At 64.8% G+C, this 12,580-nt stretch carries 12 protein-coding genes; 5 read left to right on the top strand and 7 right to left on the bottom strand.

The annotated features are described in order from the left end of the window. Positions 1–64: 64 nt before the first annotated feature. Positions 65–1,105 carry a glycosyltransferase gene (locus tag BLT66_RS24130; RefSeq protein WP_176955155.1) on the top strand — a complete coding sequence of 347 codons (1,041 nt, stop codon included), beginning with the start codon at positions 65–67 and terminating at the stop codon, positions 1,103–1,105. 34 nt (positions 1,106–1,139) lie between these two features. Here the strand turns inward: BLT66_RS24130 and BLT66_RS24125 are convergent, their stop codons facing one another. After that, entirely contained in the window at positions 1,140–1,880 is a 741-nt protein-coding gene (locus tag BLT66_RS24125) for a carbonic anhydrase (RefSeq protein ID WP_092762203.1), read from the bottom strand. 181 nt (positions 1,881–2,061) lie between these two features. Here BLT66_RS24125 and BLT66_RS24120 point away from each other — a divergent pair, with 181 nt between their 5' ends. Continuing rightward, positions 2,062–2,556, top strand: a complete 495-nt coding sequence (locus BLT66_RS24120) for a GNAT family N-acetyltransferase (RefSeq protein ID WP_092762072.1) — start codon at positions 2,062–2,064, stop codon at positions 2,554–2,556. Positions 2,557–2,613: 57 nt separating this feature from the next. Here the strand turns inward: BLT66_RS24120 and BLT66_RS24115 are convergent, their stop codons facing one another. The 5 genes from BLT66_RS24115 to BLT66_RS24095 all read right to left on the bottom strand — a co-directional run bounded on the left by BLT66_RS24115 (position 2,614) and on the right by BLT66_RS24095 (position 8,801). Next, positions 2,614–3,765, bottom strand: a complete 1,152-nt coding sequence (locus tag BLT66_RS24115) for a GGDEF domain-containing protein (RefSeq protein ID WP_092762070.1) — start codon at positions 3,763–3,765, stop codon at positions 2,614–2,616. Positions 3,766–3,944: 179 nt separating this feature from the next. Beyond that, complete coding sequence (gene mgrA, locus BLT66_RS24110) at positions 3,945–4,994, bottom strand: L-glyceraldehyde 3-phosphate reductase (RefSeq protein ID WP_092762068.1); 1,050 nt, start codon at positions 4,992–4,994, stop codon at positions 3,945–3,947. Between the two features lie 95 nt (positions 4,995–5,089). Next, positions 5,090–6,376, bottom strand: a complete 1,287-nt coding sequence (locus BLT66_RS24105; protein ID WP_092762066.1) for a sensor histidine kinase — start codon at positions 6,374–6,376, stop codon at positions 5,090–5,092. Between the two features lie 68 nt (positions 6,377–6,444). Then, complete coding sequence (locus BLT66_RS24100; RefSeq protein ID WP_092762064.1) at positions 6,445–7,161, bottom strand: response regulator transcription factor; 717 nt, start codon at positions 7,159–7,161, stop codon at positions 6,445–6,447. 287 nt (positions 7,162–7,448) lie between these two features. Next, positions 7,449–8,801: an AmpG family muropeptide MFS transporter gene (locus tag BLT66_RS24095; protein WP_176955154.1), complete on the bottom strand. Its 1,353-nt coding sequence runs from the start codon at positions 8,799–8,801 to the stop codon at positions 7,449–7,451. A gap of 46 nt (positions 8,802–8,847) precedes the next feature. Here BLT66_RS24095 and BLT66_RS24090 point away from each other — a divergent pair, with 46 nt between their 5' ends. The 3 genes from BLT66_RS24090 to BLT66_RS24080 are packed head-to-tail and all read left to right on the top strand — an operon-like array spanning position 8,848 to position 10,933. Beyond that, positions 8,848–9,651 carry a M48 family metallopeptidase gene (locus BLT66_RS24090; RefSeq protein WP_255407067.1) on the top strand — a complete coding sequence of 268 codons (804 nt, stop codon included), beginning with the start codon at positions 8,848–8,850 and terminating at the stop codon, positions 9,649–9,651. Between the two features lie 39 nt (positions 9,652–9,690). Then, entirely contained in the window at positions 9,691–9,996 is a 306-nt protein-coding gene (locus BLT66_RS24085; protein WP_092762060.1) for an NIPSNAP family protein, read from the top strand. Continuing rightward, positions 9,989–10,933 carry an alpha/beta hydrolase gene (locus BLT66_RS24080; protein WP_218922655.1) on the top strand — a complete coding sequence of 315 codons (945 nt, stop codon included), beginning with the start codon at positions 9,989–9,991 and terminating at the stop codon, positions 10,931–10,933. Before BLT66_RS24085 ends, BLT66_RS24080 begins: the two co-directional genes overlap by 8 nt. Here BLT66_RS24080 and garD read toward each other — a convergent pair. Beyond that, on the bottom strand, positions 10,911–12,521 hold the full coding sequence (gene garD / locus BLT66_RS24075) for a galactarate dehydratase (RefSeq protein WP_092762058.1): 1,611 nt from the start codon (positions 12,519–12,521) through the stop codon (positions 10,911–10,913). The genes BLT66_RS24080 and garD overlap by 23 nt on opposite strands. Positions 12,522–12,580 lie beyond the last annotated feature (59 nt).

The raw sequence follows: 12,580 nt of genomic DNA, 5'->3' as shown, positions 1-12,580 counted from the left end.
CTGCCTGCCCGGTACGGGGCTTTGCGGGTACTCTCATGACAGTATCGAGATGGAAAAGATGGGGATGCCTTCAACAATGAGAATACTTGCCTTTCCTTACCGGGGGATTGCGTATAACGACGGGTTTTACGATGCGCTCAGTGCCCAAGGGGTAGAGGTCATCAGCGGTGAATGGGCTGGCAAATGGCTGCTGCAAAACCTTCGAAAGCAAGATGCAGTGCATATCCATTGGCCATCCTTTCTATATGCGTCGTCAGGCACATCAGGCGCTGTTCTGCTTTCTTTCCTAAGATTTATCGTACTGCTCGCCGTCATGAGGATGCGGACGAAGAAGATCTACTGGACCGCCCACAATCTCATGCCGCATGACCGTTGTGTCCTGCCGTGGTTGGACACGGTGGCCCGGCATTGCATCATCGCAATGGCCTCCAAGATTTTTGTGCATGGAGCTTCTGCACAAAAAGTTTTGCTGGATCGGTTCCCGCGTGCAGCAGGCAAATGCATAAAAATCCCCCATGGAAACTGGATTGGCCATTACCCGCCAGAGCAGACCAAAGAATCGGCGCGGGCTGCATTGGGGCTGCCCCAAGATGCGTTCATTTATCTATTCTTTGGACAATGCAAGCCGTATAAAAATCTGGATGGTCTGATGCGGATTTTCCTGAAGCAAGCCTCTCGCAACGATGTGCTTCTGGTGGCCGGAGGGTTTTCGGACAAGCAATATCTCTCTTCTATCCGGGAGATCGCCGGGACCGACGCCAGAATCAGGCTTGATGCGCGTTTTATTCCCAATGAAGAGGTTTCATCCTATGTGATGGCCAGCGATGCCATGTGTGTACCGTACCGGGAGATATTGACCTCGGGCACGGCAATGCTGGCACTGGGCTTTGGCAAGCCGGTGATCTCCATCGACCGTGGATTTCTCCGCGATGTCATTCCGCCCCACGCGGGGATATTGATCGAACCAGACAACGCCGAGCAGCTTGCACAGGCGCTGCAGTCGATCCAGGAAAAGCCTTGGCAGAGCGACGAAATCATCCACCACGCAAAGCAGTTTACGTACGAAGATGCTGCCGCTATTTTCCTGAAAGAAGCAGCTTCTTAATCGTCCAAGCGGCGGGTATCAGCAAGCGTGGGTGTCACTCCAACACGGTGCGCCCATTGACGGCTTGTACGGGCCGGTTGTTCGGGTGGTGCATGACGTGGGTAAAGGCCTCGATCTGTTCGGCGGAGGCCGATACCGGGTCTTTCATCACCAGCCAGCGCACGCCTTCGGAGCAGGGCGGCGTGGTCAGCGATCCACTGAAACGGTAGTAGGCCCGGTTGGCCGGCAGCAGGCCGGCGGCGGCGAAGGCCTGGGGCAAGGCGGTTTTGGCGCCGGCCTCGGTGGGCATCAGCGGCCAGATCTTGGCCAGGGCCTTGTTGGCTGCACCCTCGCGGAACATGACCGCCACCACCGCCAGGTTGCCATCTTTATCGGCATGCACTAGGTGACCTTCCAGGGCGTAGGACTTGCCGCGGATCTGGTTTTCGCTGGGCGCATGGAAGTGGAACTGCTTCAGCTCGAACACCGTGCCGTCCAGGGTGATGCTGCTGCCCGGCGCGTAGTTCACTTGCACGGTGTGGCCGTTATTGAGTATTTCGGTACCGCCGGCCTGGTAGGTGAAGTGGATCGGCTTGAGCTGGGCGTGGATGAAGCCGACCAGATTGATGGGCGACTGGTTCCTGCCCGCGCACGTGGCGTTTTCCGGTGTAAGCCGGGCCCATTCCGCCGGGCCGTCTTCACCGTCGTAAGACCAGTGCGGCAAATCGGCCGCCCATGCACCCATGCAGGCCCACAGGGCGGCACCCATTACAACGGAAGTCCAGGTTTTGCGCATCGTGTGCTCCAGAAAAATGATGGCTACCAAAGAACTGCACGGGCGGCATCTTGTCGGTCCCGGCACTTTTCAGCCGTAAATGTAACGGGTTGTTCGTGGTTTTTGCGGCTGGGAGCCAGGGTTTACACAGCCTTTAACATCGTGGCTCCATACCGCTCGATCCCCTCCCATCCTGTACGCCATGCTCTCCATCCGCCGCTACCAAGCCTCCGACTGGCCCGCCATCTGGGCCTTGCTGCACACCACCTTCCAGACTGGCGACACCTATGCCTACGCCCCCGACAGCAGCGAGGCCGCGATCCACACGGCCTGGGTCGAGCTGCCCGTGGCCACTTATGTGGCCTGCGCGCCCGACGGGCAGCTGCTGGGCACCTATGTGCTGAAGCAGAACCAGCCTGGCCTGGGCGCGCATGTGTCCAACTGCGGCTATGTGGTGGCGCCGGCGGCGCAAGGCCAGGGCGTGGCCTCGGCCATGTGCGAGCACTCGCAGCAAGAAGCCCGGGCCATGGGCTTTCTGGCCATGCAGTTCAACCTGGTGGTCGCCACCAACGAGCGCGCGGTACGGCTGTGGCAGCACCTGGGCTTTGCGGTGGTGGGCCGGCTGCCACGCGCGTTCCGGCACCAGCGGCTGGGCCTGGTCGACGCGCTGGTGATGTACAAGGAGCTTGGAGTCTAGGCCTTGCTATGGATTGTGTAGCTGTTAGCGCATGTATTTACTGCGCTAGAGGCCTATTCAGCTCTTAGTGCTATAGCTCTCAACCCGGTTGCGGCCCGCGCTTTTGGCGGCGTACAGCGCCTGGTCGGCCCGGTGCAGCACCGCCTGCCACTGCGGGTCCTGCGAGGTGGCCATGGCCACGCCCATGCTGGCCGACACCGGCACGCGCTGGCCCTGGTGCTCGCAGACCAGGGTGGCGATGCCCTGGCGCAGCCGGTCCGCCACCTGCAGGGCTTCGGCGCTGCTGACCTCGGGTAGGTAGAGCACGAATTCCTCGCCACCATAGCGGGCAAACGCGTCGTGCTCGCGCAGCATGCCCTGCACATACTGGGCGCAGGCCACCAGCACTTCGTCTCCCGTGGCGTGGCCAAAGCGGTCGTTGATTTGCTTGAAATGGTCCAGGTCGATCAACACCAGGGCCGCGCCCGTGCCCGGATGCGGCGGCAGCTGCGACAAAAACCAGCGCCGGTTGCCCACGCCGGTCAACGGGTCGGTCTGGGCCATGCGCTGCAGGCGCCGCTGCAAGCGCTCGTTGACCAGGGTGACGGTCAGCAAGGCCATGCCGAAGTTGCACAGGATTTCGATGAAGAACACCTCGGCCACATTCACCAGCCAGTCGCTGCCGCGGAGCAGGCCGAACAGCCGCACCGCGTAGAACAGCGCGCCCAAACCCATGCAGAGGGCCAGCGGCATGCGTGACGGCAGCGGCTCGATGCGGGCGTTGCGCAACACCCGGTAGCCCGCTACCGCCAAGGCCAGGCTGGCAAACACGTAGTAGACCGCGCCGCGCAGCAAGGGGTCGTAGGGGAAGCCGCTGGCGATGCCCACCAGGGACAACCCCAGCGGCAGCACCAGCACCAGCCGGTTCTGCTGCCAGCGCCGGCGGCCGGCCAGTTCGATAAAGCCGGCCCACAGCAGGCTGTAGCCCAGCGCGGCAAACAGCATGGTGACGTGGGGCCGCACCAGCGCAGGCAACACGATGTGGCCCGCATGCGTGCTGGAGGCGGTGAAGGTGTACGCAGCGGCCAGAAACGCAAATGCCAGGGCCAGCAGGCCCAGGCCGCGGGTGCCGGACGACTGCCGGCGCAGCTGCACAAACACCAGAGCCCCGAGCATGAACGAGGTCTGGTGCAGGAACAGCACGGTGGGCAAATGGATGTCTAACGCCATGGAAACTTTTCAAGCGGGGTTTTTCTATCCCCCGATTGTGGTTCACAAAAATGACGCATTCGGCCAGATACCACCGGGTGCTACCCAGCCCGGCAGATAGATTTGCTATGTTTTAAATAGCTGGTAACGCTAGTGGAATAAGCGCCAGAGGCCGATTTGGTTCTGACGCTACCGCGTGGTCAGGCCAGGCGCTGGTCGGTCGACGGGCGTTTCCACAGGTTGATGCCGCCGTCCACCGCGTGCTGGTCGATGGCGGCCAGCTCTTCGGCCGAGAAGCTGGGCTGCTTCAAAGCGCCGACCAGTTCGACGATCTGCTCGGGCCGGCTGGCACCGATCAGCGCCGAGGTGACGCGCGGGTCGCGCAGCACCCAGGCAATGGCCATCTGCGCCAGGCTCTGGCCGCGGGCCAGGGCCATCTCGTTCAGCGCGCGCACATGGGCCAGGTTCTGCGGGCTCAGGTGTTCGCTCTTGAACGAGCCGCCGCCGGGCTGGTTGATGCGGGCGCTGGCCGGGATGCCGTTCAGGTACTTGTCGGTCAGCAGGCCCTGGGCCAAGGCGCTGAAGGCGATGCAGCCCATGCCGTTGTCTTCTAGCGCGTCGAGCAGCTCTTCCTCGATCCAGCGGTTCATCATGCTGTAGGACGGCTGGTGGATCAGGCAGGGCACGCCCATCTGCTTGAGCAGCGCAGCGGCCTCGCGGGTCTTGCCGGCCGAATAGCTGGAGATGCCGACGTACAGCGCCTTGCCCTGCTGCACCGCGGTGGCCAGCGCGCCCATGGTTTCTTCCAGCGGGGTGTCGGGGTCGAAGCGGTGCGAATAGAAGATGTCCACATAGTCCAGGCCCATGCGCTTCAGGCTCTGGTCCAGGCTGGACAGCACGTATTTGCGGCCACCGCCGCCCTGGCCGTAGGGGCCGGGCCACATGTCGTAGCCGGCCTTGCTGGAGATCACCAGCTCGTCGCGGTAGGGCTTGAAGTCGCGCCGCATGTGCTCGCCGAAATTGGCTTCGGCGCTGCCGTAGGGCGGGCCGTAGTTGTTGGCCAGGTCGAAGTGGGTGATGCCGTGGTCAAAGGCCGTGGTCAGCATCGCGCGCTGGGTGGCCATGGGCGTGGTGTCGCCAAAGTTGTGCCACAGGCCCAGGGTGATGGCCGGCAGTTTCAGGCCGCTGGTGCCGGTGCGGCGGTAGGGCATTTTGTCGGCGTAGCGGTCGGAAGCGGCGTGGTAGCTCATGGGGTGTTGTCTCCAGGGGATGAAAGTGGCCAAGGCATTCTAGGGAACAACGCCGCCCTTCGTGCGCTGCCCGCACTATCCCCCACAGCGTGGATTCAGCAGGGAAGTTCGATGACGAAGCAGGCGCCGCCGCCGTCGCGGCCTTCGCAGCGCACGCTGCCGCCATGCCGTTCAGCGATGGACTTGACCAGGGCCAGGCCCAGGCCGACGCCGCCGTCGCGTTCGCTGGCGCCGGGCAGGCGGTAGAAGGGCTCGAAGATGCGTTCGCGCAGCTCCACCGGCACGCCCGGGCCGTGGTCGAACACCCGCAGCACCGCAAACGCGCCGCGCTGCTGCAGGCTGACGCTGACCTCGCCGCTGGTGTAGCGGCGCGCGTTCTCCAGCAGGTTGCGGATGGCCCGGCGCAGCAGCTTGGCCACGCCCTGCACCACAAAGGCCTGCTCGGCATCGTCCTCGCCGCTGCCGACCTCCAAGGCCGCGTCCAGCCGCGCGCATTCTTCGGCCGCCAGGCCGATCAGGTCGACTTCTTCCACCGTGCCCAGGTCGGCCTCCTTGGCGTCCAGCCGGCTGGCCAGCAGGATTTCGTCGACCAGCTGGTCGAGCTCGGCGATGTTGCGGTTGATCTCGTTCTTGAAGCTGGGCGAGGGCGACGAGCCCATCAGTTCGATGCCCATGCGGATGCGCGTCAGCGGCGAGCGCAGCTCGTGCGAGGCATTCGCCAGCAGCGACTTTTGCGACTGCAGCAGGGTTTTGTGGGAGGCCACCAGGGTTTCGATGCGCTCGGCCGCGGTGTTGAAGCGCTGCGCCAGCAGGCCGGCTTCGTCGCGCCCGTGGATCGGCACGCGCACCGACAGATCGCCCGCACCCCACTGCTCGACGCTGCGCTGCAGCGATTCCAGCCGCCGCGTCAGCCGCCGGATGATGGGGTACATGGCCAGCGCCATTGCCAGGCCGACCAGGCCCAGGGTCCAGAAGAAGCCGAACGGCGGCTTCATCCACCAGGTGCGCTCGGGGCGTGGCAGGTGGATCAGCACCCTCTGGCCGTCGTGCATGCGGACCACGAATTCCGGGCCGCGGATGACGGTGCCGTCGGCTATCGGCGGTGGCAGCTCGGCCAGGTCATCGGGGCCGTCCGACGGTGCCGGCGCGCTGGCCGGCGGCGCAATCTGCACGCCATCGGGCGAGACGCGCAGCTGCCGGGTCGTGCCCTTGCCGATGATTTCACCCGCCTTGTTGCGGATTACCAGTTCGTGCAGTGGCGGGTCGGAGGCCACGCGCCAGGCCCAGCCAACCAGCAGGGTCAGCACCGCCACGGCCAGCAAGACCGCCAGCCAGATGCGCACGTACAGGCGCTGCAGCAGCGCGGGGAGAGTGGGTTGCATACAGCGTGTTATTCCATTTCCAGTTACGCCCAAGTGTAGACAAGGGCTGGGGCGAAACTGGCGTGGAATCAATCCTGCTGTTTGGCGAACACGTAGCCGGCGCCGCGCACGGTGACGATGCGGCGCGGGTTCTTCGGGTCGGCTTCGATGGCGGCGCGGATGCGGCCCATGTGCACGTCGATGGAGCGGTCAAAGGCTTCGAGTTCGCGGCCGCGCACGGCTTCCATGATCTGGTCGCGGGTCAGCACCCGGCCGGCGCGCTCGGCCAGGGTTACCAGCAGGTCGAACTGGTAGGCCGTCAAGTCGCAGGGCTGGCCGCTGACGGACACCGAGCGCGCGTCGCGGTCGATCTCCAGCGTGCCGAAGCGCAGCACCTTGTGTGGCGTGGCGGTACCGTCGATGCGGCGGCGCAGGATGGCACGGATGCGAGCCAGCAGCTCGCGCGGCTCGAAGGGCTTGGGCAGGTAGTCGTCGGCGCCGAGTTCCAGGCCGATGATGCGGTCCAGCGGGTCGCCCTTGGCGGTCAGCATCAGGATAGGGATTTGCGAAATATCGCCCGAGGTGGTGCGGATGCGGCGGCAGACTTCCAGTCCGTCCATGTCGGGCAGCATCAGGTCCAGGATCACCAGGTCGGGGGTGCTGGTGCTGGGCTGGCCACCCAGCATGTCGAGCCCGCCGTTGGCGGTGGGCGAATGGGCGACGGTAAACCCGGACTGGCCCAGGTATTCACCGACCATGCCGGCCAGGCGGGTGTCGTCTTCGATCATTAGCAGGTGTGCGCTCATGGGGTGCCAGTCTTGTAGTCAGGTGGAGGAAACGGGGTTGGAGAGGGTTTGTAAAGACGATGGTGCGCCTTTGCAGCCAAGCCCGGTTGAAGCCACCGTAAAGTTAAGTAAACACAAAACTGCTTACACCCCCAGGCTACAGTGCTGCGCACTTTTCGCCAACCCCCTTGCTGGGGGCAACACCAGCAGCCTGGCGGAGCCAGTTCTGCGGTGTTTCTGGAAGGCTTGTCTTTCGCCGTGAGGCATGGCGATTCAACTTTTGCTATCTAGTTTATAGCTACTTGCGCTTATTCTGATTGCGCTGCAGGCGTTTTTACTCTGGATGCCAAAGCCACCAGCAGCAGCACCGGCACGCCCAGCAGCGCGGTCGATGTGAAGAACTGGCTATAGCCGTAGGCGTCGACAAACTTGCCGGAGAAGCCGGCCAGCCATTTCGGCAGCAGCAGCATCATCGAGCTGAACAGCGCGTACTGGGTGGCCGAGTAGTTCACATTGGTCAGGCTCGAAAGATAGGCGATGAAGGCCGCCGAGGCAACGCCGCCGGCCAGGTTGTCGGCCGACACCACCCAGATCAGCGCCTGCAGGTCGTGGCCGCGCGTGCCCAGCCAGGCGAACAGCAGGTTGCTGGCGGCGCTGAGCACCGCGCCCAGCATCAGCACCCGCATCACGCCCAGGCGCATCGACAGCACGCCGCCAATGAAGGCGCCCACCAGGGTCATGATGACGCCGAACACCTTGGTCACCGCCGCCACCTCGTCCTTGGTGTAACCCATGTCCACGTAGAACGGATTGGCCATGATGCCCATCACCACGTCGCTGATGCGGTAGGTGGCGATCAGCGCCAGTATCAGCAGCGCCTGGCCGCGGTAGCGGCGCAGGAAGTCGGCAAACGGCTCGACCAGCACCTCGCGCAGCCAGGCCCGGGCATTGCGGGCCGGCGGCAGGATCCGGCGTGCGGGCTCGCTGGACAGCAGCACGGTGAGTACCCCGACCAGCATCGACGCGGCCATCACCCCGTAGGCGGTTTGCCAGGCGCCGGGCTGGTAGCTGACCACCGCGCCGGCCACTTCAGCCCGGGCGGCGATCCACAGCACGCCGGCGCCGGCCCAGATCATCGCCAGCCGGTAGCCGGTCTGGTAGGCGGCGGCCAGCGCGGCCTGGCGCTCGGTGTTGGCCGACTCGATGCGGAACGCGTCCAGCGCAATGTCTTGCGTGGCCGAGCAGAACGCCACCGCCAGCGCGCACCAGACGACGCGGTCCAGCGCCAGCTGCGGGTCGCTGCTGGCCATGCCGAACAGGCCGAGCATGATGCCAGCCTGGGCCAGCAGCAGCCAGCTGCGCCGGCGGCCCAGCAGCCGGGTCAGGATGGGAATCGGCAGCCGGTCGACCAGCGGCGCCCAGGCCCATTTGAAGCCGTAGGCCAGGCCGACCCAGCTCAGGTAGCCGATGGTGGTGCGGTCGATGCCGGCCTCGCGCAGCCAGAAGCCCAGCGTGCCCAGCACCAGCAGCAGCGGCAGGCCGGCCGAGAAGCCCAGCGACAGCATGCGCAGCGTGGCCGGCTCGCGGTAGACCTTCAGGGTGTCGATCCAGCGGACGGGGGCAGGGGCATTCGTGGCGAGGGTCGGGCTCTGAGGGTTCATGCGGGAATAATACGTGCAGTATTCAAGGGGAACCCGGATGGCTGTAATGCGTGGATTAGGACCTGTGGTGTTGGGCATGGCGCTGCTGGCTGGGCCGGCGGCGTGGGCCCGGGACGGCGTGGAGGTCGGGGGCAACTCGGCCTTCTCCAAGCTGGTGCCGGCCGAAAGCGTGGAGCAGACCGCCAAGACCCAGTACCTGCAGACCCTGCAGCAGGCCAAACAGCAAAACGCCCTGGCCCCGGCCGACCACCCGCAGCTGGTGCGGCTGCGCCGGATTGCCCAGCGCATCATTCCCCACGCCACGGCCTGGAACCCGCGCGCCCGCGATTGGCAGTGGGAGGTGAACCTGATCGGCAGCCAGCAGATCAACGCCTGGTGCATGCCGGGCGGCAAGATCGCTTTCTACACCGGCATCCTGGAGACGCTGAAGCTCAACGACGACGAGGTCGCCGCCGTGATGGGACACGAGATCGCCCACGCGCTGCGCGAGCATGCGCGCGAGCGCATGGGCAAGTCCATGGCGACCAATGTGGGCGCCAATCTGCTCAGCCAGCTGCTGGGCGCCGGCGAGCTGGGCCAGACGGTGATCGGCGGTGGCGCGCAGCTGCTGAGCCTGCAGTTCAGCCGCTCGGACGAGACCGAGGCCGATCTGGTCGGCCTGGAGCTGGCCGCGCGCTCCGGCTTCGACCCGCGGGCCGGCATCACCCTGTGGCAAAAAATGGGTGCCCAGAACAAGGGCGCACCCCCCCAGTGGCTCAGCACCCACCCGGCCGGCAAGAACCGCATCGCCGAGATGGAGAAAAACCTGCCCCGGGTGATGCCGCTCTACGAACAGGCGAAGAAGAGCTAATCCCAACACTTCCATTACTTCTATCTACGGATTCCACCCATGGTCACCTGCTACTTGCGCTACGTCATCGACCCCTACAAGCTCCAGGAGTTTGAGCACTACGGCAAGCTGTGGATTCCGCTGGTCGAAAAGTTCGGCGGCCAGCACCACGGCTACTTTCTGCCCTCCGAAGGGGCGAACAATATTGCGCTGGCGATGTTTACTTTCCCGTCGCTGACGGACTACGAGGTCTACCGCGCCGAGTCCCTGCAAGACCCCGAATGCCAGGCGGCATTTCGCTATGCCGAGGAGACCCGCTGCATCCTGAGCTACGAGCGCAGCTTTTTCCGGCCGGTATTTGCCTGAGCACCACGTGGGTACGCCGCGCTGTGATGCCGTCGTACTGAAAACCAGCACCGGCGAGCTCCACGGCTCACTGCGCCTGCCCACGGAGGGGAGTCCCACGCCTGCCGTGGTTCTGGTGATCGCGGGCTCCGGCCCCACGGACAGGGATGGCAATAGCACCCGTATCCAAGCTAGAAACGACAGCCTGAAGATGCTGGCTCAGGCCCTGGCGCAGGCGGGTGTGGCATCGCTGTGTTACGACAAGCGCGGTGTCGCGGCCAGCGCTGCTGCGGCTTCTTGCGAAGCCGATTTGCGTTTTGACACCTACGTGGAAGATGCGGCCGCCTGGATCCACATGCTGTTGGCCGATGATCGCTTTGCATCGGTGTTCGTTTTTGGCCACAGCGAAGGCTCGCTGGTTGGCATGCTGGCAGCCAAAGAAAGCTCGGCGCGGGCGTTCATCTCGGTTGCCGGGCCGGGCCGGCGAGGATCGGATGTGCTGCGGCAACAGCTGGCAGGGCTGCCAGAGCCTGGGCTGGTGCAGGCGAACGAAGCGATTTTGTCGGCGTTGGAGCAGGGGCAGGAAGTCCCTGCGATTCCAACCGCACTGGCGTCTTTGTACCGGCCCAGCGTGCTGCCTTATTTACGGTCGTGGTTTGCGCATGATCCTGCGCAGGCTTTTGCCGTTCTGGGCCTGCCTGCCTTGGTGGTGCAGGGCACGACCGACTTGCAGGTAGGCGTGCCCGATGCGTTGGCTCTGCGGAGGGCCAAGCCAGATGCCAAGCTCTGTGTTGTCCAGGGCATGAACCATGTATTGAAGATGGTGCCGGCTGACCCGGCTTTGCAGCAGGCTGCGTATGTCGACCCGTCGCTGCCCGTCGCGGGTGAAATGGTAGACGCCGTGCTGCGCTTTGTAGCTACGACCCCGCCGCGCCTCAGGTCACCGGCGCCGGGTTGAACAGCACCAGGGCGTTGTGCAGCTTCCAGTGCTCGGCCCAGGTTTTCTTGCGACCACTGGCCACGTCGAGCATCAGCTGGAACAGCTCCCAGCCCACGTCTTCAATGCTGCAACTGCCGTCGGCGATGGTGCCGGCGTTCACGTCCATCAGGTCGTGCCAGCGGCGTGCCAGGTCGCTGCGCGTCGCCACCTTGATGACGGGCACCTGGGCCAGGCCGTAGGGCGTGCCGCGGCCGGTGGTGAACACATGCAGGTTCATGCCGGCGGCCAGTTGTAGCGTGCCGCAGATGAAGTCGCTGGCTGGGGTGGCCGCGTAGGTCAAACCCTTTTGCTTGAGTTTTTCGCCCGGGGCCAGCACGCCGGTGATGGGCACCGAGCCGGACTTGACGATGGAGCCCATGGCCTTCTCGACAATGTTCGACAGGCCGCCCTTCTTGTTGCCGGGCGTGGTGTTGGCGCTGCGGTCCACCTGGCCGCGCTGCAGGTAGGCGTCGTACCAGGCCATTTCCTTGATCATGGCTGCGGCCACTTCGGGCGTGGACGCACGGGAGGTCAGCTGGTCGATGCCGTCGCGCACCTCGGTGGTTTCCGAGAACATCACGCTGGCGCCGGCGCGCACCAGCAGGTCGGTGCAAAAGCCCACCGCCGGGTTGGCGGTGACGCCCGAGAACGCGTCGCTGCCGCCGCACTGCACGCCGACCACCAGCTCGCTGGCGGGTACGGTTTCGCGCTGGCGCGCGTTCAGGCGTTCCAGGTGCTCTTCGGCCTGGCGCATGATGGATTCGACCATGGACATGAAGCCCACATGGGCGTCGTCCTGCAGGCAGACCACGTCGAGCTTGGCCTCGGCGGTGTTGCCCACATCGGCCACATTGCGCTCGTCGATCAGCGGGATGCTGCCGGGCGGCAGCAGGCGCTCGGGTTGCAGTTTTTCGCAGCCCAGGCTGACCACCATCACCTCGCCGCCGAAGTTCGGGTTCAGGCTGATGTTGCGCAGGGTGCGGATGGGGATGATGGCGTCGGGCGCGTCGATGGCCACGCCGCAGCCGTAACCGTGCTCCAGCGCTACCACGTCGTCCACGTTGGGGAACTTGGGCAGCAGCTCGGCCTTGATGCGCTGCACCGCAAAGTCGGTCACGCCGGCCACGCACTGCACGGTCTGGGTGATGGCCAAGATGTTGCGCGTGCCCACCGAGCCGTCGGCGTTGCGAAAGCCTTCAAAGCTGTAGCCCTCCAGCGGCGGCAGGGGTTCGGGCTTGACGGTGGCGATGGGCAGGTTGTCCAGCCCGCGCGCGTCGGGCATTTGCAGCAGGCGCTCGTGCACCCAGCTGCCGGCCGGAATCTCCTGCAGCGCGTAGCCGATGGGAATGCCGTAGCGCAGCACCGGCGCCTGGGCGGCCAGATCGACCAGCGCCACCTTGTGGCCTTGCGGCACCCGGTCCCGCAGCACCAAGCCGCTGGGCAGGATGCTGCCAGGCGGCAAGCCACCGTCGTTGGCCACGATGGCCACGTTGTCGCGCACATGCATGCGGATGGTGAGCGGGGCCTGGGCAGGCGCGCTGGCGGAAAGTGGGGCGGCGTCGGACATGGATGTCTCCTTATGGCCGCAATTATCTGACAACTTGAAAAGTTGTCAAGCAAACTAAG

This window comes from Rhodoferax sp. OV413 (assembly GCF_900104385.1).
Classification (GTDB): Bacteria; Pseudomonadota; Gammaproteobacteria; order Burkholderiales; family Burkholderiaceae_C; genus Rhodoferax_B.
This window is presented reverse-complemented; position numbering and strand designations above follow the sequence as displayed.